Origin of the sequence: Paenibacillus sp. FSL H8-0280 (genome assembly GCF_045040665.1) — a bacterium.
Lineage (GTDB): Bacteria > Bacillota > Bacilli > Paenibacillales > Paenibacillaceae > Paenibacillus > Paenibacillus xylanexedens_A.
This window is the reverse complement of the sequence record NZ_CP150296.1, coordinates 548,342-567,649: the sequence shown is the minus strand read 5'-3', so window position 1 is coordinate 567,649 and position 19,308 is coordinate 548,342. Positions and strand designations below refer to the sequence as shown.

The window sequence follows — 19,308 nt, the reverse complement described above, 5'->3', positions numbered from 1 at the left end:
AATCACTCCTTTTTGAATAAAATAAGAGGGGGAGGTACAATTATTTTAGTAATGCGCGAAAATCAAAGACTTATCTTTCAAATGATTCAGTGAATAGAGCGTATAAAGAAGTTCCTAGCTCTCGACAACGATTGTTTGTGAGCTAGTCCAGCTGCACACTGTACACAAGCTTGTTTCCTCAAACATGTTGTTATCCTCTTCAACCTCTAGTGCCATCAAATCCTGTACAGATAAAATTTCCTTGTTTTCCATGATATATTACCTCCCATTTGTCTCCCCCTCTTATAAACCAAATTCTACATAAAATTTGATATTCCTTCTTTTTAATTGAATTATTTTACATAAATTATTTATTAAACCCATTTATTTCGCCTGATCATGTCAAATTATTGATTCCTCGGGCTAAAAAGAGGCGCAATATGACATCAAATTCCAGACTACATAGAGGTCGTTTGTTGCCGGGTACGCTTGCTCCGTTCTTCACGGAAAGGTCGGACAAATAGGCTTGCCATGCCCATACAAATAACAAATGTACCAATCCCCATGTACACCCATGAAGGGTTGTACGTTTCAATGAACCACCCTCCCAGTAACAACCCAAGCGGATTACTAATGCCACTCATCAAAACACCCATACTGTTCATGACACGTCCTCTCTTTTCTTCCGGGGTGGATAAAAGAATGGAAGTAACCAATGGTACATTCACAAGAGCAAGTCCCATCATCAACAAAAATGAACACGCAATCGCGATATACAGGTTAGGAAACATCGGCATGAGCAGCAAACTTGTGCCTGAGATGAGATAACTGATCAAAAACCAGTGAGCGAGCGAGAGTCGTTTGGCATATTTACCACTGAGCAGAGAGCCCGCAATACTGCCAGCGGCAAAGGCTGACTGAAGCAGACCGTAGCCTTGTGGTCCGGCCTGGAGCACCATATTGGCAAAAATCGGCGTGAAAATATGCAACGGCGCACCCGCAAAATTGATTATGGCTCCAAAGATAATGCAGCAGGCCAAAATTTTACGGGAAAACAGGAATGTAATTCCCTGCATGCTATCTTTAACAAAACCGGAGATTCCTTTTTGTTTCACAACTTTGGTTACAGGGATGCGGATAAAGAAAATGGATATGGCGGATAGCAGAAATGTAACGGCATAGATGAACAGGATGGACTGAACGGAGATGAGCGCGATCAATATGCCCCCCAAGGCGTATCCAAGCAATTCAATCGTTTTGGAGGAAGAGTTCAGTAGTGCATTGGCTGGAGCTAATTGTTTTGCAGGTTCTGGCAAAATAGCGGGGATGACTGTCTGGGTTGCCGGATTGAACAAAAAACCAAGGATTGCAATGAGCAGATTGGCTGCGTATATATGCCACGGAAGCATGGATCCTGTCATGAACAAAAGAGCCAATATGCAAGCTACGCCTGCGCGCAATATATCTGTCCAGATCAAAAGTTGCTTTTTCGGCAGGCGATCACTGATCGTAGCCAAAGGAATGCCCAAAAATGCATAGATCAAGTACGGCAACATCGGAATCAGTGCGGCAGCAAGTGCCGACTCCGTTAATTGGAGGATATACCACATCGTCGCCATGGAAAATAAAATCTGCCCTGCGCCAGAAATCAATCTACCAACAAGAAGCACAACAAAAGAAGGAAGGCGCAAAACCGCCCGATAGCTGTCGCCGCGAATTTCATTTTTCATCTTTTTCACGCGCCTCTCCCTCGTACATAACAGATTCATCATCACTAATACGATGCAGACGTGTAACCAAACCTGAATCTCGAATGGTCTGTTGTATCTTGGCTTTTACCCGTTCAAGTTCAGCCGTATACTCGCGTATCTCGTCCAATAAGGTCTGATGGGTTCGTATGCCTTCCCTAATCAACATTGCAGTCGCATCAGAACGGTTTTTGGCTAATTCAAGAAATACAAGCTGATCAATGATATCAATCTCTTCCTGACTTAATCGAACGGAAACAACTCCCTTGGCTCCTGAAAGGTTTTTGTTCGCCTGCTCCACAGATCGTTCCACCATCTGGTTAAACTGAGCTTTCTGGTCATTGTACATATTCATTTCCTCCATTCTTCACGAGTGCAACCGTATATCGTAATTTGTAAATCGTAAATTGGATTTTATTTACATTATACATGTAAATAAATGGTTGTAAAGCAAAAAACCTTTGGATATATCCAAAGGTTCGCCGAATATGTTATTTAACTAGTTCACTAGTCTCCCTGCCTCCACCACATACCCTCCGATTTTGGGCTGGTGTATTCAAATCCAAATTGAGCATAAAGTTGATCAGCCGGAACATCCGCCAGCAGACTGACCAAACCACGGGCAGGTACTGCTTTACGCAGATAATTCATAATCTCGCTCATGATCAGTTTTCCATACCCCATGCCCTGAACATCCGGGTGTACAGCAATATCGACGACCTGAAAGAAACAACCTCCATCTCCAATCACTCGCCCCATGCCTATCAGCATATCCTCTTCTCGCAGACATACGGCAAACAGGCTATTCGGTAATCCAATCTCCGCCCCTTCCCTGCTCATCGGGCTAAGACCCGAAACCTGCCGTAAGGCAAGATACTCCACAGCTGCGGGTGGTGTGTGTTCAATACTCACATGATCCATGAATTGTGCCCCTTTCTGCTTGAATTCATCTACTTCCTGTGTAATAGTGAGAGAAAGCTTATGTGAAGCGTGTTTCATGATACGTGAAGTTGGTGCAAAGGAGGAACAAGTGTGTTTCAACGTTGGATTGAAGATCTAACATCGCGCCCAGGCACTGTGGCTGTGCTGTTTGGAGTCATGGCTTTGCTTCTGGGGATATACATATGGTCTGCCACTGAAGTTCGCCGCAGCCACGAAAGGCGAATGCAAAGGATACGAGATACATTATACATAAGTACAGCCCTCTTGGGACAACTTACCATCCAGGAAAATCGGAATTATGAACGATCGGAACACGAACACGATGATCTGATAACAGCAATGTTAGCCTGCAAAGCTGCATCTTACCTATCCCCTCAGCTACAGGACCAGATCCGTGACTGTATTAAGGATCATGATCCTGCCCGACTTGGACTGATGCACAGAGCACTGGAACGGGAATGCACCGTATTATCGGATGAACTCAACCGGGATACTCATGCAGATCATTGGGGCACAGCGGTCTGGACCATCCTTCGGCCTGTAGCCGAACCAGCCGCACTGGCGGCTACAGGGTTTCTGGTTACAGATCTGGTATTTCGTCAGCGGATGTTGGACGTGCCTGTGGACTCATGGGACAGCGTCTTGCCATGGCTTCGGGCAATTTCCCTGATGATCACCATAGTATATGGTTACCTGCTCTGGGCCAGCCCACGACGGGATAGGTCACGTACAGTAACCAAAATGCTCTCCTTGCTGATCGCGCTATGCTCCTTGCTCCATCTGATTGGACTTGTTGCTGCGCCCTACGCACTGGGACTACAGCTGATTATATTCACTTCGGGTTTCGGGTTGACTGGGACACGCTCTCGAAGTGATCGCCCCTATGCAGGACATACGGATCTGGAACCAACGAAGCAAGTCTCTACGGAGATGGAAGGGAATACACGTCGTACATCTGGTACCAACACCGACGAATAACCTACGCATCCAGCCGCTTCCGTATGATTAAACTTAGATACCTACCTCGATGATACGAGACTTGGCCCTCCTTCGGCTGGATTTTCACAGATCAGGTCGTGTCTCCTTACTCGGCATTATACGATGATGGATGTTGTGTCCCAAAATTATCGAGCTCCCGTCTGGCTGTTCCTATTGAATAGCCAGTCGATTTTCTAAGGAACACAGGACGTCTTATATTACCTCTACAGCCTCTTTCAAAATTGTAAAGAACCTCAGACACGTTATTTCCCGAAATCGCTCGATAAAAACGCTCTATAACGCCGTACATTTCGATATAATTTGTCTCAGATTCCTTAGATTTCTGCGGGTGCTTCAAATCCATAAATAAGATGCCTCAGATTTGTTAGCGCTCACTCCCTGCTCATGCTCTGTTCCAAGCGCACTGAGAGGACAACCTCGTGTCCCTCTCGTACGAAGCGAAAATTCTCATTAGTAGAGGAAAATAGGGAAGCCGCGCGGCATCCTGATCCCCTGCTTAAACATCCAATGTGCAGTACGCTTACATACTCCGGACCTGTTCAGGGCGCCTCGGCTTTCAGTAGGTTCTGAAAGAACGCACTAAATTCTGCAAGTCTGTACGCAAAAAGGGCTTAAACTACATTGTAGTTTAAGCCCTTTTCTATAATCTTTTCTTGCGAAGAATTGAACGATATAAAACGAACTTTAATAACTACACAAAAACGGAGAGGGCAGAAATAACGTGAAGAAGCGAAGCTACAAGTTTTCTGTAAGAAAATTACTTCGAAAGCATTCGCTACGCCTAAAGCCTTTCGGAAAGAAAGCTCCATCGAAAGCATATGCTTATCCCCGGATTTTTTCCTTTGAAGAAGGAAAGAATCTGGCATAACAGTGATCGGAAAGTTATTCTGTCATCGGAGTCGCATGTGTGACATTCTTTAGTTCACTTTATATCATGCATAATTACTTCACTTATTTGGCTACAACATGTGCAATGACGCGGCCATTTTCGTACGTGACACTCACGTCATAACCATCTGCCGTTACACTGTCGAATTCACCTGTAATTCCATTAGCCGTGATTAACGTAATATCTTTAGAACCTTCAATCTTATAGTTGGACAAGTCCAGCTTCAGGTTTCCTCCATCAATATAGAGCTTTCTGCCAACATTCAGCTGACTGTTGTTGTCAGCCACTACCAATTCCAACGTACCGTTATCCATGGTAAAGTTTCTATTTAAGTTGAGTGCTCCGTCGACATCGACGACAACTGTTCCATTTTCTACATACAGATCACCTGTACCAAAAGCAGTTGCAGATTCAGCTACCAGCGTTCCTGCTTGCAACAATGTTCCGCCAGTGTAGCTATTTTTCCCTGTCAATGTAAGGCTTCCTGTTCCCTTTTTCGTAAGCATTCCACTACCGGTGATATCATTTCTCCACCAGTCTTGTGCATTGAAGCGCCCTTTGGAAGCGTCCATATCCACAGTTACATTGTTCAAGAATGCACCGTACCCATCCGCTGCCGTGACCAGATCAATTCTACCCCAGCCCTTGGATTCATCCAGTACAGGATATCCAGAGTCAATGGATGTTGTATACAATACTTGTCTGCGTTGCTCATCTGTTAAATACGGTTGACGTGTTTCTAACAGGGCTTCTGCTCCTTGCGGTACAACGGGAGCCAAACCTTTGGTTCCTGTTTGTGGTAGACCGTAAGTCATCTTTTCTCTATAGAAGGCTTTATTGGCATCGTGATCTTCCCATTTGTGTTCATCGTAAGCACTCTTGAACGTGTAATCCTCTGTTACGGTATGTGCATACTCATACAGACTCATATTTTTTTCCTTGGCTGCAGCTCCAAATACTTCTCCTGCATTCTCATAACCTTTCTCTAACACATCTTTATTCTCAGCCTGATTAAGTGCATATGCAGCCATGGCTGTGGATTGTATTCTTCCTCCTATAACATCAAGCGGTGAGTGCATCCCCGTTACGATTCGATTCTCGCCCAACTGAGCTGCTCTCGTTAACAATTCAGTGAATCGTTCTGGTGTAGCGTATGCCAAAGGAAATACGGACAAGTAAGCTGCACTGGTATGTCCACTCGGAAATCCGCCATCTTTTCCTCTTCCATCCTCAGCGATTCGTTTGACATACGTTAACGCAGGAATAAGCTTAACGTTGGTTTCGTATTGCTGGTAATGTTTTTCTCCTGTTGACTTGGTTCCGCCTGAAGCCAAAGGTACTTCTTTTTTCTCACCTTCGCCCAAGGTTTCCCATACAGGCAGTCCTTTGCTGTCAACAACTTCTTTCACTTCTCCATTGGAATTCATTCTCCACGGTCTAGGGGAAGAGTAGAAATATTTAGAGGGATTAGATGAGGCTGGAATTTTGAATCGAACCAGATCAACCAAATTAACCAAGTCTGAAAGCTCCGTTTTTTCATCCCAATCTCCAATGCCTTGGCTTTCATCTTCCACTGTTTCTTCGGTTAATACCACATTCATCTCGTCTACTGTTCGTTCGACGTTTGTCTTCGGCTTGATGATATCTACATACGTGTTAGCCAACGGACCAAAGCCCTCCATCACGCTATAGATCTTATCTCTTTGGTCATCATAATAGGCTGCCAATGTCTCTTCACCTGTGCGATTTTGCGTGACCTTTTCTACGTATTTGATATTGGCTTCCCAAGTTGCTTTGTTTCGGATCTCTTCATTTGCATATGTTTTCTGATCAGCGACAGCTACGGTTGGATCATTCTTAAAGCCGTCATAGTATGGAGTCGGTCCATCTCCATACTTTGCATTCTTTCCATCAGCTCCAATTTTAGTCGCCGCTGTTCCATCTCTCCAATCCGCTTGGTTCATGGACCATACTTGATCAAAACCGTCCAAAATATCAATAAACGGATTGGTTTCCGCAATATTTTTTAAGGTGTCGTCTCCGGCATTGGCTCCATGCTTCACGGCGGATAACCGAGCTTCATCTGACGGGGGATTAACATTCAGTACGGTTGCCGTTCCTTTTGGCTTAGCTGGTTTGGCAGCTGTAGTAGCATCTGTTTCCACAGCTTTAACGAGCGCAGACACGGCTTCGGCACGAGTAATGGAATTAAGCGGTTTGAAGCTTCCATCTGCATAACCGGAGATAATTTTCGCTGCTGCCGCTCCACCTACAGCGCCCTTGCTCCACGCCGCAATAGACGATGAATCGCTAAATACATTTGCTGCTGTTTCATTTAACTCCAGATTCAAAATGCCAGCGATCACTTTAGCTGCTTCTTGACGGGTGATCGGATCTTGCGGCTTCATTGTGCCATCGGTGTATCCATCTATATATCCATTCGCATTTGCAATAGAAATGGCTTCGTAATACCATGCACTCTCAGACACATCGTTAAAGGTAATTTTAGCTTGTCCGGAATATCCAAAAGCACCGTTTACCAAATTCATAAATTCTGCTCTGGTAATATACGTATTTGGTTTAAATGAATGATCCAGGTAACCTCGAATTAATCCTTCATCACCCCATGCTTGAATATTTGCTTCCGCCCAATGTCCCTTAATATCAGAGAACTGAATCTTCTGATCGGCTGCAAAACTCTTCTCTGCAAATGTCGGACCTACCATAGACAACATTAGAAGTAATGCCAGTGACTTTTTAAGTGGTTTTCTCATGGCTTGCAAATACACGCTCCTGTTATGGTAAATTATTTTTTTGCTTCTGCATCTGCAAATGAGTAAGAAAGACTCTATACAGATGTCTGATCTGCCGTTACTGTAGCATTAGGGAGCGTTTCGCATCTATAGAACAAATTCCGTTTTATATCAAAATCGTACGTTCCGGAGCTTATATGCCAAGAAAAATAGAATTAGATACTACACTTGTCAATTAAAATACCTACTTTTGTAAACGCTTTATTAACTGAAAGTAAATTATGGAGTGGGAGTTTGTTAAATTTCGATCAACATGATTTCTAGTCCTCGGCCTGCTATATAATGATGAAGTTGTTTAGAAAAGAGACATGAAGGGGGAAAAAGAATGCATAAGCCATTTCAATCTGTAAGATCCAAGATGGTTCTTTCCTACCTTGCTGTCGTTCTTGTCATTGCGCTTCTTTTCGGCTCCATTCTATACCTCTTCTTCTCCCATCAATACAGCAAAGAGATTCGAATCAATAATCAACTTTCGCTGAAAAGCACTGTCAATTATATTGAGAGCTCCGTGATCCAGAAGGTGAATCAGGTCTATCTGTCCCTGGCACTCGGTAATGCAGCAAGTATCGATTTAGATAGCTTAAAAGGAAACCATAGCAAAATCCTGGACATCGAACAGTCCCTCAAAAATATGGTGCAAAATTATTCCGATCTCATTGAAGCTATTCATGTGTACGATACGAAGAACCACTTCATTGTCTCATCTGTATATGGGCTATTGCTCTATGAAGACACGCCTTCGAGTGTGGATCATACGACGGATTGGATTGCTGCGATGAAAGAGACTCCAGAAAGCTCCCTATGGATGAAGACTCGCATGGTGCCTCAGGATATTTATATCGAATCACGGGAACAAGGCAAGATGAGTCCTCTAATTTCCTATGTCCATAGTTACCCGTTTCAATCGTCTGGACAAGACAGTAAGGCCATGATTGCGATTGATATCAAAGAATCAGCGATCAGTCAGATCATTAAAAATATGCTCCCTGCTGACTATGCAAATACATTAATCATCGATCAGGACGGAACTGTCATATCTGCCGCGGACAAAACGTTAATAGGCAGCTCCACGGAGGAGAATCTGACGCAGTCGCTGCTCACCTTTCATACTTCAGATGAGAGCTTCACACCTGTATTTAACTATGACTCTCATGTCGTTACCCAAGATCAATTTAAAGGAAATGCATGGAGAATCTACACCACCACACCTAATGAAAGCTTCTATTATAAATTGGATAGCTTGAAGGAGATTTCGGTTCTTCTCGGTTTATTGGCTGTTGCGGTTGGAATAGCGATGTCGTCCATCTTTACTAGGGCCAACTATAGTCCTCTTAAACGAATCATGAATAACATCAAAAGCCGGATGGATAGCCCAACCAGCTTAAAGCAGGACGAATATCGGTTCATTGATACAACGTTTAACAGTCTGTCCAATAAAGTTGATAGTCTTGAAGAAACCTTACAGGCCAATCACAAAATGATTAAGCATAGTATTATGCTCAATATGTTAAATAACCGATTTACACCCGAGGAACTTACGGAACAGCTCCAGTCTGTTCACATTTCAATGGCCTACTCTCGCTTCCGTTGCATCGTCATTGACCCCGTCAATGAGAAGTGGAAGGATCTGCAGCCACGACAGTTGCAGCATACGTTGTATACGATGATCCAGCAACTGGAGATCGCAGAAATGGATGGAACTCAACTGCTGGCAGAGGAATTGCAGGATCACAAAATAGCAGTAATCATCTGTACCAACCAACCCGAAGAACCGCTCTCTGATCACATTGTAGACTTTATTCACGCTGAGGCGAGCAGCAGATTTGGTCTGGAATTTGTACTATCGTTAGGCGGATGGGTAGAACACTTCACGAAGATTCACACAAGCTATCATCAGGCGAATACCCTGATTCGATACAGCTACTTCTTCCCCGAGCAGTCTGCCATTCAGGATCTTGATCTTCTGAACAGGGAAGCCAGCAGTCTGGAGATCCCGGAGTCATACCTCGTAAACTTTGAGAAGAAATTGCAGACTCGGGATGTGCAAGGTTCGGTTCAGGCCATTCAGGAATTGGTCGCGACAATAAAGGAAGGCCCCTATTCAGCCGAATACAGTCGGATCATCTTATTAAAAACGGTATCTATTTACGCTGAATGTATTAATCAGGTACGTTGGCAGCCTGCCGAGGCGAGTTCATTGAATTTGTACAAGCAATTTTCATTGTTCTACAATATCAACCGCTATTCGGAATGGATGATTCATCTCGTGACCGAATTTGTGATGCAGATGGAGAAGCGAAGTGAGGTACGAAGTGTGGATACCATCTCGGCTGTCAAAGCCTATATTCAAGAGCACTTATCGGGCGATCTCACGCTGGATCATGTCTCAGAGCAAGTATTCATCAGCCCTAAATATCTCAGTAAACTGTTCAAGGAAGAAACCGGGATTGTTTATTCCGAATATGTTACGAATCAGAGAATGGAACGCGCACGGGAACTGATGACACAGCGTGAAATTACGGTTGAGCAGGTCGCAAGTACGGTCGGTTACCGTACCCCTGCTTATTTCATTAAAAAGTTCAAAGAAATTCACGGCTGTACGCCAAAAAACTTCATGCGCAGTCTAATGGAACAGGGGTCTATATAGGTTGAATTTAACATTTACACAAAAACGGAGAGGACAGAAAGAACCTGAAGAAGCGAAGCGTTCGCCTTTATTCCCGGATTTCCCCCCTTTAGAAGAGGGATCAAAAGAAATCTGGGAATAACAGCGATCGGAAGGTTGTTCTGTCATCGGAGTGTCCGTGTAAATATTATTTGATTGAACCTATATAGAATTAAAATTAGGAAAGGAGCTGCTATGAACCTTAACCTTTCAAGAAAGCTATGTCTATGTTACGCAATGCTTCTCCTTCTCGTATTTACAAGTGGGTGTACCTTTTTAGGGAGAGAAACAGCACAAGTGCAACAGCAGCACCATCTAGCAAGCGCTGAGAAAGATACAGCACCACAGTATACGATATCCTGGACCATGCATCAAAATATCCCTGTTCCTGAAGACGCGGAGATGATTGCATATATTGAGGATCGGTTTGATGTCGATCTGCAGGTGTGGAATCTTGAGAACAAGCGGTACGAGGAACTGTTGGACCTGGAGCTTGCTCAAGGGAAAATACCGGATCTGTTCCGGATCAGACAACCGCATGATCTGCTTAAGTATCAAATGCAAGGGGTCTTAGCGGAAATCTCCCCGGAAGTCCTTGAACAATATGCGCCAAATATCGTACAGCGAATTCGCGATTATGATTCACGTTACCTAGAGTACGGAAAAATAAACGGCTCCTTATATGGAATTCCGGCCATTAATCAGACCAACATCTATCGAACCCCTGTTGTATACCGAGAGGACTGGCTTAAGCAGCTTGGTCTGGAGGTGCCAAAGACATTAGATGAATTTGAAACGGTTATGTATGCTTTTGCCAAAGATGATCCGGACGGAAATGGTAAACAAGATACGTATGGCCTATCCAGAGAGGGCTTAAATGTCGTGTTTGGTGCCTTTGGACAGTCCGTTTTCACCGAGCAGCTATATTTTAATGAAAAAAACAACCAACTTGTGATCGGCGCTTTGCAGCCTGAAATGAAAAAAGCCCTGACTTATATGCAAAAATGGTATCGGGACGGGATTATCGACCCTGAGTTTATAACCGGCGAAAATAAAGGCGGCTATAAACATCTATCCCATACTTTTATTAATGGAAAAATTGGGATGACCTCGATGGGCAACTATTATCATTGGAATCAAGAGGGAGACTACAGTGTCCTTAATGAAAATGGCCAAGAAACCCCTGTGGGAGCCTCGTTCAATGTTAATGAGCTGTTACAGAAGAACGCAACTGCAGAGGTTGTATTTGGTTCTCCTGTTATTGGTCCTGAAGGACATAGCGGTTCAAAAGGGAACAATCTGCTGATGAATTTTATTGCTATAGGTGCTGAGGCTGCGAAGGAGCCGGGAAAACTGGAGAAAATTTTGGAGATACTCGATTATGTAAGTGCCAACCCCGATCCGAAGGAGCAGATCAAAATGGAGTATGGCCTTCCAGGAAAACACTGGAATTGGAGTGATGAAGATTCAAACTCGTTCCATTTACTTTACCCATACAACAGAATGGAGAATTATATTAATATGATCGGCTCAAGCATCGGCATGACGGTTCCAGGTACACCCTCGGATAAACGTGAACAGTGGGCTGCATCTGCAGGGTTGACGGAGAATGGTATCTATAATCGCCTGGAGGTTGCAACCCCTGCCCTGATTCAATATTCATCTGAATTGATTCGCATGAGAGACAGAGCGTACATCTCCGTCATCACTGGCGATCAGCCTGTGGGGTATTTCGATACTTTTGTGGAAGAATTCATGGATGCAGGTGGGCAACAGGTGCTGCTTGAAGCGAATCATTGGTATAACGAGCATAAGGAGACGAGTCACGCGCAATAGGTGGGACGATATGGAACATACATTTCCCATGAGTTTCTGGAAAGTATACGTGTGTGTGTTCCTATGCACCCATCCTCGCTTTCCTCACGCCACGTCACTCTCTATCCCTTCGCACTCGCATTTGATCCGCGTAGTGAACGGGCTGAACTGCTTCGTGCCGTGCTTCCGGATTTGGAGGCGCTGCCTGAGGGCGTGTTTTCAAAACGCTTGCGTTCGGTCCGCTCCATCTGCACAATCTGACCTTCGTGCACCACGATATGCAAAGAACCAAACTCCATGTCATTCAGCTGTCCGGCAATTCGGTCCAACCATACCTCATCCACTTTTAACGGCTTAGCCATAGAGCCGCCTCCTCTTCTCGGGCTATTGCCCGCCATATTCCTAAGTACGCTGTCATCCAACGGATTTATAAATCATTCTTATCCAACCTATATACTTGGTTTATACATTAGCAGGGCTTCCAGTAGCTGTCAATCTGTATTTTCTTCTTCTCATCATCACTTTTCTGAAACGGCTTTGTATCCAAGCCAGCTCTTGAGCAGCAACGTGGCGAGAGCCAGAATCAGGAGCAGAGATGCTACGGCAAACGAAGCCGAGAATTGATATTCGTTATACAAAATCTCCACATGAAGTGGTAACGTATTGGTCTCCCCGCGGATATGTCCGGACACCACAGATACGGCTCCGAACTCACCCATAGCACGAGCATTACACAGAATAATGCCGTACAGCAGCCCCCATTTGATGTTGGGCAAGGTTACACTCCAGAAGATTCGCCACCCGGAAGCACCCAGCGTAACCGCTGCTTCTTCTTCCCGGGTTCCCTGGTCCTCCATTAGTGGGATCAACTCCCTGGCTACAAAGGGGAAGGTAATAAACAACGTTGCAATGACAATGCCTGGCAGCGCAAAAATGATTTTGATATCATGTTCGGACAGCCACGGCCCAAACCACCCATTTGAACCAAAGACCAATACAAAGATCAACCCGCCCACCACAGGCGAGATGGAAAAGGGAAGATCAATCAGGGTGATCATGAGTCCCTTGCCCTTGAATTGGAACTTGGTAATGACCCATGCAGCAGCCACACCAAATATCGTATTCAGCGGTACGGTAATCGCCGCAACCAATAACGTGAGTTTCAGTGCAGACATGGCATCCGGCTCCGTAAGAGCCGCGATGTATACACCCCAGCCCTGCTTCAACGCCTCCATGAGCACAATGGCCAGTGGCAAAATAAGCAGCCATATGAGTACCAGGCTTGCCAGTCCAATCAACAACCATTTGACCCATGGAGCTTCCGTTGTTGCACGGTTAGTTCCACGCCCGGTCTTTACGGGTGGAACAGGGCTTAGTGGGACAGAACCCGCCATATGCTGCACCTCCTTTGGTTTGGGTGAGTGACGTCTTTTAATATCCATATTCCATCATGCTTCATCGTCATGCTCTGCCCGCCTTCCGGCTCCAACGTTGCAAGGAATTAATGATCAGCAGCAGGATGAAAGAAACCAGAAGCAACAGCAAAGCTACAGCTGTAGCGCCTGCATAATCGAACTGCTCCAGCTTGGCCATGATCAGCAAGGGAGCAATCTCCGTTTTCATCGGCATATTGCCTGAGATAAATACAACCGAGCCATATTCGCCAATGCCCCGGGCAAAAGCCAGCGCAAAACCCGTCAGCAACGGTGGAATCAGATCTGGCAACAGAATCGTGCGGAATATCCGCCATCTTCCTGCCCCCAGTGTGGCAGCCGCCTCTTCCACCTCAGCCTCCAACTCCTCCAACACCGGTTGCACCGTGCGAACTACAAACGGAATTCCGATAAACATCAGCGCCAGTGTAATCCCGGCCTGTGAATAGGCGAGCTTGATGCCCAAAGGTTCTACAAACTGACCAATCCAGCCATTGCCGGCATAGATCGCCGTAAGAGCAACCCCTGCTACCGCTGTCGGCAAGGCAAAAGGCAGATCAATGACCGCATCGAAGAGCCTTTTGCCCGGAAATTCATACCGAACAAGCACCCATGCCAGGAGTAACCCCAGCATGAGATCAATCAGCGCCGCTGCACCTGCGGTCAGGAAGCTGACCTGGAAGGAAGCCAGTACCCTGGGATTGGTCGCAACCTCAATCATGGTTGCCCACGTCAGCCCTGTGGAGTTAAACAACAGCGCAGCCAGTGGAATAAGTACAACCAGGCTCAGGTAGAACACACTGTAACCCATCGTTAATCCAAATCCCGGCAATGTGCGTCTCCGCGCCACAACCACCTTGCTCATGCACGTTCATCCTCTCTGCCTTCAGCCGGTAAGGCTGGTTGGCCGCTCACAGCGCGATTGATCGGGTGTTCATTGAACAGAGCAAACTTAGCTGCCTGGAACATAGATCTGGTCGAAGATACCGCCGTCATTAAAATGTTTGGCCTGAGTATCCCGCCATGTACCGAATACATCTTTCAACGTGAACAGCTCAAGTGCCGGGAACTGATCTTTGAATTTTTCCTCCACGCTGTCCAGCGTTGGGCGGTAATAATTTTCTGCGGCAATCGTCTGTCCTTCTTCACTGTACAAATATTTCAGATAGGCATCCGCCACGTCGCGGCTTCCTTTTTTGTCTGCATTTTTGTCCACAATCGCAACCGGTGGTTCGGCCAAGATACTAACCGATGGCACGACAATATCGAATTTGTCCGGACCCAACTCTTTTACCGATAGGAAAGCTTCATTTTCCCAAGCAAGAAGCACATCCCCAATGCCACGTTCAACAAAAGTTGTCGTAGATCCGCGAGCACCCGAATCCAGCACAGGCGCATGTTTGAACAATTCACCAACGAATTCCTTCGCTTTCTCTTCATCATTGTTATTATGCTTAAGGGCATATCCCCATGCCGCCAGATAGTTCCAGCGCGCCCCGCCGGACGTTTTGGGATTGGGTGTGATGACTTGGGTATCGCCTTTGATCAGATCATCCCAGTCCTTGATGCCTTTTGGATTGCCTTTACGTACAAGGAATACAATCGTAGAGGTATATGGAGAGCTGTTATGCTCGTATTTGTCCTGCCAACCCTCGTTAATCAGACCTTTATCTTCAATCGCATCAATATCGTATCCCAATGCCAGCGTCACCACGTCTGCATCCAATCCGTCAATAACAGAACGACTCTGTTTACCCGATCCCCCATGGGACTGCTTGATGGTCACTTCCTGGCCTTTCTCTTTCAACCAATGCGCCGCAAACGCTTTGTTATATTGCTCATAGAGTTCCCGCGTTGGATCGTAGGAAACATTCAGCAGTTCGATGGCCTTGGACCCTTCTGTGCCGCCTTCCGCTCCCCCCGATGTTCCTGCCGCACTGGATCCGCCGCTATCCGATCCGCATGCTGCCAGAACTCCTGTTAATACCAGTGCCAGACCAACCAAAATACCCTTATGAATTCTCTTTTTCATGAATAACACTCCCCCGATATAGATCTGCATGACTACCTCAGGCCGGCTGAACAGGATCGAACGCCCCGTAAAAAAACAAGAAGACGGAGGAACCCCCGCGCACTTCTCCCCATAAAGTCATGCCGGCTTAAGGCCGTGCATGCTCCATCTGAAAAGGATGCGCTGCGGTGTTCCTCCGTCTATACGGTGAGAACGTTATTCTGTTCAGGTTGCATGGTTGCATCTGTCTGTAAAATGACCGTTTTCACAATGAAAACAGATTCATTTTTATTATTCCTACCTGTTTAGTAAGTTATATACGTATAATAAAGGCAGTCTATATACCTGTCAAACGTTTTTTCCGATTTTTACCGTATTTCTGGGCTATTGGCAAAAAAGAGGAACAACGAACCAGCTTCCGTTGTTCCCTTCAGCGAATCCCATGCTTCGCTGGCTATTGTGAACATAAACGGAATTGGACGGCCACACCTTGTCCATTCCTCATCTGCCCGCATACCGGATATTGGGTACCGGTGGTGTGCTCATGCCTTCTCCCAGATAAAAACCGGTGTGTGGCGGTTGATTGTAGGCTACATTTTGCCAAGCGACACCAAGACGGTACACCGGATCATGCATCAGCGTATAGATGCGTTTGTCCGTAACTGCTGTTGTGGTATAGATCCGCAGCGCCGAACTGTCATTCGTCCGCCACACGACTTCCTCTCTCCAGTCCCCGAACAGATCGGCCTGCAGATTCGGCGTAGACTTGGTTCCGTTATTGGAAGAAACGCCGGATGCAGTGAGCAGGTTCACTGTTGTGCTATTGGCATAATTCCACTTGTCGATTCGGTTGCTGTCCAACAGTTCACGGAGCAAATCACCATCCCACCAGATCCCAAAATTCGTGGAGGAAGGCAGGGTTGTCCCGAGTTTCTGCCCTTTGGCTGTGTACAGACTGCCGTCTGCCCATACTTCGGCGCCTTTATATCTTGGATCAATATCTGCCGCCATGCCGCGTCCAATATCCTTCGTTGTTTTGACTCCCCAGATTAACTGACCTGTACCTGCATCACGGAATTCAACGCCGGCATTGGACGGTGTCTCATGGACCTGAAATACCTCAAGTCCAGGGCGGTCCGGGTCGAGGTCACTCAAATGCATGGCATCGCCATGATGAAGTCCTGTTGTGTACAGTCCTTTGCCGTTGTCATCCACCGCCATGGCACCATAGACGATCTCGTCTTTCCCATCCCCATCCACGTCCGCCACGCTCAGATTATGATTCCCCTGCCCAGCATAACCTGAATTGCCAGAGGTATTGGAATCAAATGTCCATTGTTTGGTCAGCTGTCCATTACGCCAGTTATAGGCCACGAGCACACTGCGCGTATAATACCCGCGAGCCATGACCAGACTTGGGCGCTCCCCATCCAAATAGGCAATGGCGGCAAGGAATCGGTCCACCCGGTTGCCATAGTTATCTCCCCAGTCGGACACATTGCCGCGCGCCGGTTCGTAGTTCACCGTGGAGAGTGCTTTGCCGGTCTGCCCATTGAAAACCGTCAGGAATTCGGGGCCAGATAATACATAACCGCTGGAATTGCGGTAATCCTTGCTTGCATCACCGATGACCACGCCAGTGCCATCCTTGGTGCCATCGGCTGTTTTCATCGCAACCTCGGCTTTGCCATCACCGTCGAGATCATACACCATGAACTGGGTGTAGTGAGCGCCGGCACGGATATTTTTGCCCATACTAATTCGCCAGAGGCGTGTTCCATTTAATTTGTAGGCATCGATAAATACTTCCCCGGTATAACCACTCTGGGAGTTATCCTTGGAGTTGGAGGGGTCCCACTTCACAATCAATTCATACTCACCATCACCATCCAAGTCACCTGCACTGGCATCGTTGGCACTGTAGGTGTAGGCTACTCCATCGGGCGTTGTCCCACCTGCGGGTACACTGAGCGGTACAGATAGATAGTTATTGCCCCATACGCTTGCTGCCGCTGAAGCAGCCTGCTCCGCTCCACTGACTACAGCGCGAACCGTATATTTGGAACTGCTTGTCCCGCTTGCATCCTGAAGGTTGGTGCTGTTTGTTATGGGCGTAGCGTTCACCTTGGTTCCATCCCGATATACGTTAAACGATACATTCGATCCTTCCGTTCCCAGAAGCCGCCAACTGACAAACACACCTGTCCCGGTCTTCACAGCCACCACACCGCGATCCAGATATTCCATCTGCCTTGCTCCCGCTGCATGTGTTACTTGCGTGTTGCCCAAGCCAAGCGAAGTGACCAGTAACGCGGAACTCAGCAGGGATACTCCGGCTGTACGTAATGTGCGCTTCCACAATGATGATCGATTCCCCATAAACAATTGCCTCCCCAATTGTATTGGTAAGCCCGATGCCCTTGTAGCGCCATCTTTTTATGTAAGCGCTTTAATATATTCATTTTAAATTAAACATATAATTCCATCTATAGGTCTAATTTAGTAATTGGATGGTGGTAAAGGAAAAAAGCCAAAGGATTTTTCCTTCGACTGCGTTAAGTATATTACAGTTTAATCATAATGCTAAATATGCTAAATAGATTCAGAACTGAAGTACTTCTATTAAGCATTAATTCGCTGCATTTCATTAATTAGTAATTTAAGCTTTTCCTTGTCTTCAAAATTTTCACTACTAAAGCTTTTTTCAAGAAAAGCCATTACATATTTAATGAAATTGAGATCATTATTTTTTTGGATAGAGAAGTTCAATCCTTCTAAAATTCGACTTATTGCAACATCGCGATTGTGGTTTAAATAGTATATCGCCAATTCCCCTAGAAGTTTTGCATAATTTTGATCCATCATTGAAGAATTGTATTGTCCAAATTCTGTCTTGTATGTACGTAAAGGAATGTAATCCGAGAAACGCTCTAAAATATCATCAATATTCCAGTTAAACTTATTCGCTGCCTGGATGATGTAACGTAATGCCAAAAATATCTCATCCGGATATTGTGTGATGTAATTCGCATATTCGTTAACAACATTTATATCTCCAGATAACATCTGATAGAGATACTTATTAGCCGTTGCCCATTCTTCGAATTGCTTCAGCACACGTCGAGACTCATCATCGTCCTCCCGCACCCAGCTCTGTCCACTTGCATAAAGCTCAACAAGTTCCAATGCTTTGGTATAGTCTCCCTGCTCCTCAAATACCGTCGACTGAATCAACCAAGCATATAGTATATAAAAGTAAAGTGGCCGCTCTGTTAGTTTCCACTCCTGATTTTGTCGTTCCGAAATGTTAATTGTATCATATTGAATTTTGGCTAACTGTAACATCTTGTCAGCAAAATCTTTAACCTCGTTCCATTTATTTACCGAGCCAAAAGCATGAATTAGATCTTTGAAGGCTTCCAGTTGGTATCCCTCATCCAGTCGATCCACATAGGGCTCGAACAAGATAGCCTTCCTTAGATTTCCCTCCAGGTTCTCTCCTTGTCCAATTAAAAACATTCGATACTGACACATCGCAAGCCGTTCAGAATGCTGATATTTCTCAACTTCACTCACACTCTTATATAACAATGCCGCCGCAGACCGCTGATTTTGTTCAAATAATTGTTCAGCCATCTCAAATAGTTCTGTCGCATAATCCAGGTCGTCCAGTAGCCGATAAAGAATCTGTTCAATGCAGTCCAGCCGATTCAACTCCGCACTTCGGAGAATAAACGGTCTGATCCGCCGCATGGATACGGAATACGCAAAACATTCTTCCACATAGTCGGTAAAAAAATGATCCGCTGCCACGCCCATTCCTGATGATATAGCAATCAACTGACTCACGGATATGGGACGATTCCCATGTAGAATACGACTAACTGTGCCTGTATTAATTCCAGATACTTCCGAGAATCGGGAGAGCGTCATACTGTTCTTATCGATAAACTGGGTTAATTGCTCCCGAATTGAATTTGCAGGTTCCAAGGAAAGCACCACCCTTCGTGTAAC

The 19,308-nt window shown here is 45.7% G+C and carries 14 protein-coding genes; 3 read left to right on the top strand and 11 right to left on the bottom strand.

All coding sequences use genetic code 11. The features are described from left to right. Positions 1-114: 114 nt before the first annotated feature. The 4 genes from MHI12_RS02685 to MHI12_RS02670 form a co-directional block, all read right to left on the bottom strand. Entirely contained in the window at positions 115-252 is a 138-nt protein-coding gene (locus tag MHI12_RS02685; RefSeq protein ID WP_161799395.1) for a hypothetical protein, read from the bottom strand. Positions 253-437: 185 nt separating this feature from the next. Then, complete coding sequence (locus MHI12_RS02680) at positions 438-1,709, bottom strand: MFS transporter (RefSeq protein ID WP_341009768.1); 1,272 nt, start codon at positions 1,707-1,709, stop codon at positions 438-440. After that, complete coding sequence (locus MHI12_RS02675) at positions 1,699-2,076, bottom strand: hypothetical protein (RefSeq protein WP_062837265.1); 378 nt, start codon at positions 2,074-2,076, stop codon at positions 1,699-1,701. Before MHI12_RS02675 ends, MHI12_RS02680 begins: the two co-directional genes overlap by 11 nt. Before the next feature lie 158 nt (positions 2,077-2,234). Next, the gene (locus MHI12_RS02670) at positions 2,235-2,648 is read right to left on the bottom strand and encodes a GNAT family N-acetyltransferase (protein ID WP_405171442.1); all 414 of its coding nucleotides are present in this window, start codon (positions 2,646-2,648) and stop codon (positions 2,235-2,237) included. A gap of 111 nt (positions 2,649-2,759) precedes the next feature. Here MHI12_RS02670 and MHI12_RS02665 point away from each other — a divergent pair, with 111 nt between their 5' ends. Beyond that, positions 2,760-3,647: a hypothetical protein gene (locus MHI12_RS02665; RefSeq protein WP_405171441.1), complete on the top strand. Its 888-nt coding sequence runs from the start codon at positions 2,760-2,762 to the stop codon at positions 3,645-3,647. A 972-nt stretch (positions 3,648-4,619) separates the two neighbouring features. Here MHI12_RS02665 and MHI12_RS02660 read toward each other — a convergent pair. Further along, positions 4,620-7,331, bottom strand: a complete 2,712-nt coding sequence (locus tag MHI12_RS02660; protein WP_405172921.1) for an S-layer homology domain-containing protein — start codon at positions 7,329-7,331, stop codon at positions 4,620-4,622. 364 nt (positions 7,332-7,695) lie between these two features. Between MHI12_RS02660 and MHI12_RS02655 the strand changes: the two genes are divergently transcribed. Then, positions 7,696-10,017, top strand: a complete 2,322-nt coding sequence (locus tag MHI12_RS02655) for a helix-turn-helix domain-containing protein (protein ID WP_405171440.1) — start codon at positions 7,696-7,698, stop codon at positions 10,015-10,017. A 315-nt stretch (positions 10,018-10,332) separates the two neighbouring features. Continuing rightward, a complete protein-coding gene (locus MHI12_RS02650; protein ID WP_405171439.1) occupies positions 10,333-11,871 on the top strand; it encodes an extracellular solute-binding protein in 1,539 nt (512 codons plus the stop codon). A 101-nt stretch (positions 11,872-11,972) separates the two neighbouring features. Here the strand turns inward: MHI12_RS02650 and MHI12_RS02645 are convergent, their stop codons facing one another. From MHI12_RS02645 to MHI12_RS02620, 6 genes are all read right to left on the bottom strand, one after another. Next, the gene (locus tag MHI12_RS02645; protein WP_036607453.1) at positions 11,973-12,212 is read right to left on the bottom strand and encodes a YezD family protein; all 240 of its coding nucleotides are present in this window, start codon (positions 12,210-12,212) and stop codon (positions 11,973-11,975) included. A 156-nt stretch (positions 12,213-12,368) separates the two neighbouring features. Then, positions 12,369-13,244: a sulfate ABC transporter permease subunit CysW gene (gene cysW, locus MHI12_RS02640; protein WP_405171438.1), complete on the bottom strand. Its 876-nt coding sequence runs from the start codon at positions 13,242-13,244 to the stop codon at positions 12,369-12,371. A gap of 67 nt (positions 13,245-13,311) precedes the next feature. Continuing rightward, positions 13,312-14,148 carry a sulfate ABC transporter permease subunit CysT gene (gene cysT / locus MHI12_RS02635; protein ID WP_076319500.1) on the bottom strand — a complete coding sequence of 279 codons (837 nt, stop codon included), beginning with the start codon at positions 14,146-14,148 and terminating at the stop codon, positions 13,312-13,314. Positions 14,149-14,235: 87 nt separating this feature from the next. After that, on the bottom strand, positions 14,236-15,315 hold the full coding sequence (locus tag MHI12_RS02630) for a sulfate ABC transporter substrate-binding protein (protein ID WP_405171437.1): 1,080 nt from the start codon (positions 15,313-15,315) through the stop codon (positions 14,236-14,238). Between the two features lie 480 nt (positions 15,316-15,795). After that, complete coding sequence (locus tag MHI12_RS02625; protein WP_405171436.1) at positions 15,796-17,673, bottom strand: rhamnogalacturonan lyase; 1,878 nt, start codon at positions 17,671-17,673, stop codon at positions 15,796-15,798. Positions 17,674-17,916: 243 nt separating this feature from the next. After that, a complete protein-coding gene (locus MHI12_RS02620; protein WP_405171435.1) occupies positions 17,917-19,284 on the bottom strand; it encodes a helix-turn-helix domain-containing protein in 1,368 nt (455 codons plus the stop codon). Positions 19,285-19,308: the final 24 nt, after the last annotated feature.

Bases quoted from the DNA above. Each gene is read 5' to 3' on its own strand.
- MHI12_RS02675 (WP_062837265.1), bottom strand. From the start codon at position 2,076: ATGTACAATGACCAGAAAGCTCAGTTTAACCAGATGGTGGAACGATCT.
- MHI12_RS02660 (WP_405172921.1), bottom strand. From the start codon at position 7,331: ATGAGAAAACCACTTAAAAAGTCACTGGCATTACTTCTAATGTTGTCT.
- MHI12_RS02685 (WP_161799395.1), bottom strand. From the start codon at position 252: ATGGAAAACAAGGAAATTTTATCTGTACAGGATTTGATGGCACTAGAG.
- MHI12_RS02630 (WP_405171437.1), bottom strand. From the start codon at position 15,315: ATGAAAAAGAGAATTCATAAGGGTATTTTGGTTGGTCTGGCACTGGTA.
- MHI12_RS02670 (WP_405171442.1), bottom strand. From the start codon at position 2,648: ATGGATCATGTGAGTATTGAACACACACCACCCGCAGCTGTGGAGTAT.
- MHI12_RS02680 (WP_341009768.1), bottom strand. From the start codon at position 1,709: ATGAAAAATGAAATTCGCGGCGACAGCTATCGGGCGGTTTTGCGCCTT.
- cysT (WP_076319500.1), bottom strand. From the start codon at position 14,148: ATGAGCAAGGTGGTTGTGGCGCGGAGACGCACATTGCCGGGATTTGGA.
- MHI12_RS02645 (WP_036607453.1), bottom strand. From the start codon at position 12,212: ATGGCTAAGCCGTTAAAAGTGGATGAGGTATGGTTGGACCGAATTGCC.
- MHI12_RS02625 (WP_405171436.1), bottom strand. From the start codon at position 17,673: ATGGGGAATCGATCATCATTGTGGAAGCGCACATTACGTACAGCCGGA.
- cysW (WP_405171438.1), bottom strand. From the start codon at position 13,244: ATGGCGGGTTCTGTCCCACTAAGCCCTGTTCCACCCGTAAAGACCGGG.
- MHI12_RS02655 (WP_405171440.1), top strand. From the start codon at position 7,696: ATGCATAAGCCATTTCAATCTGTAAGATCCAAGATGGTTCTTTCCTAC.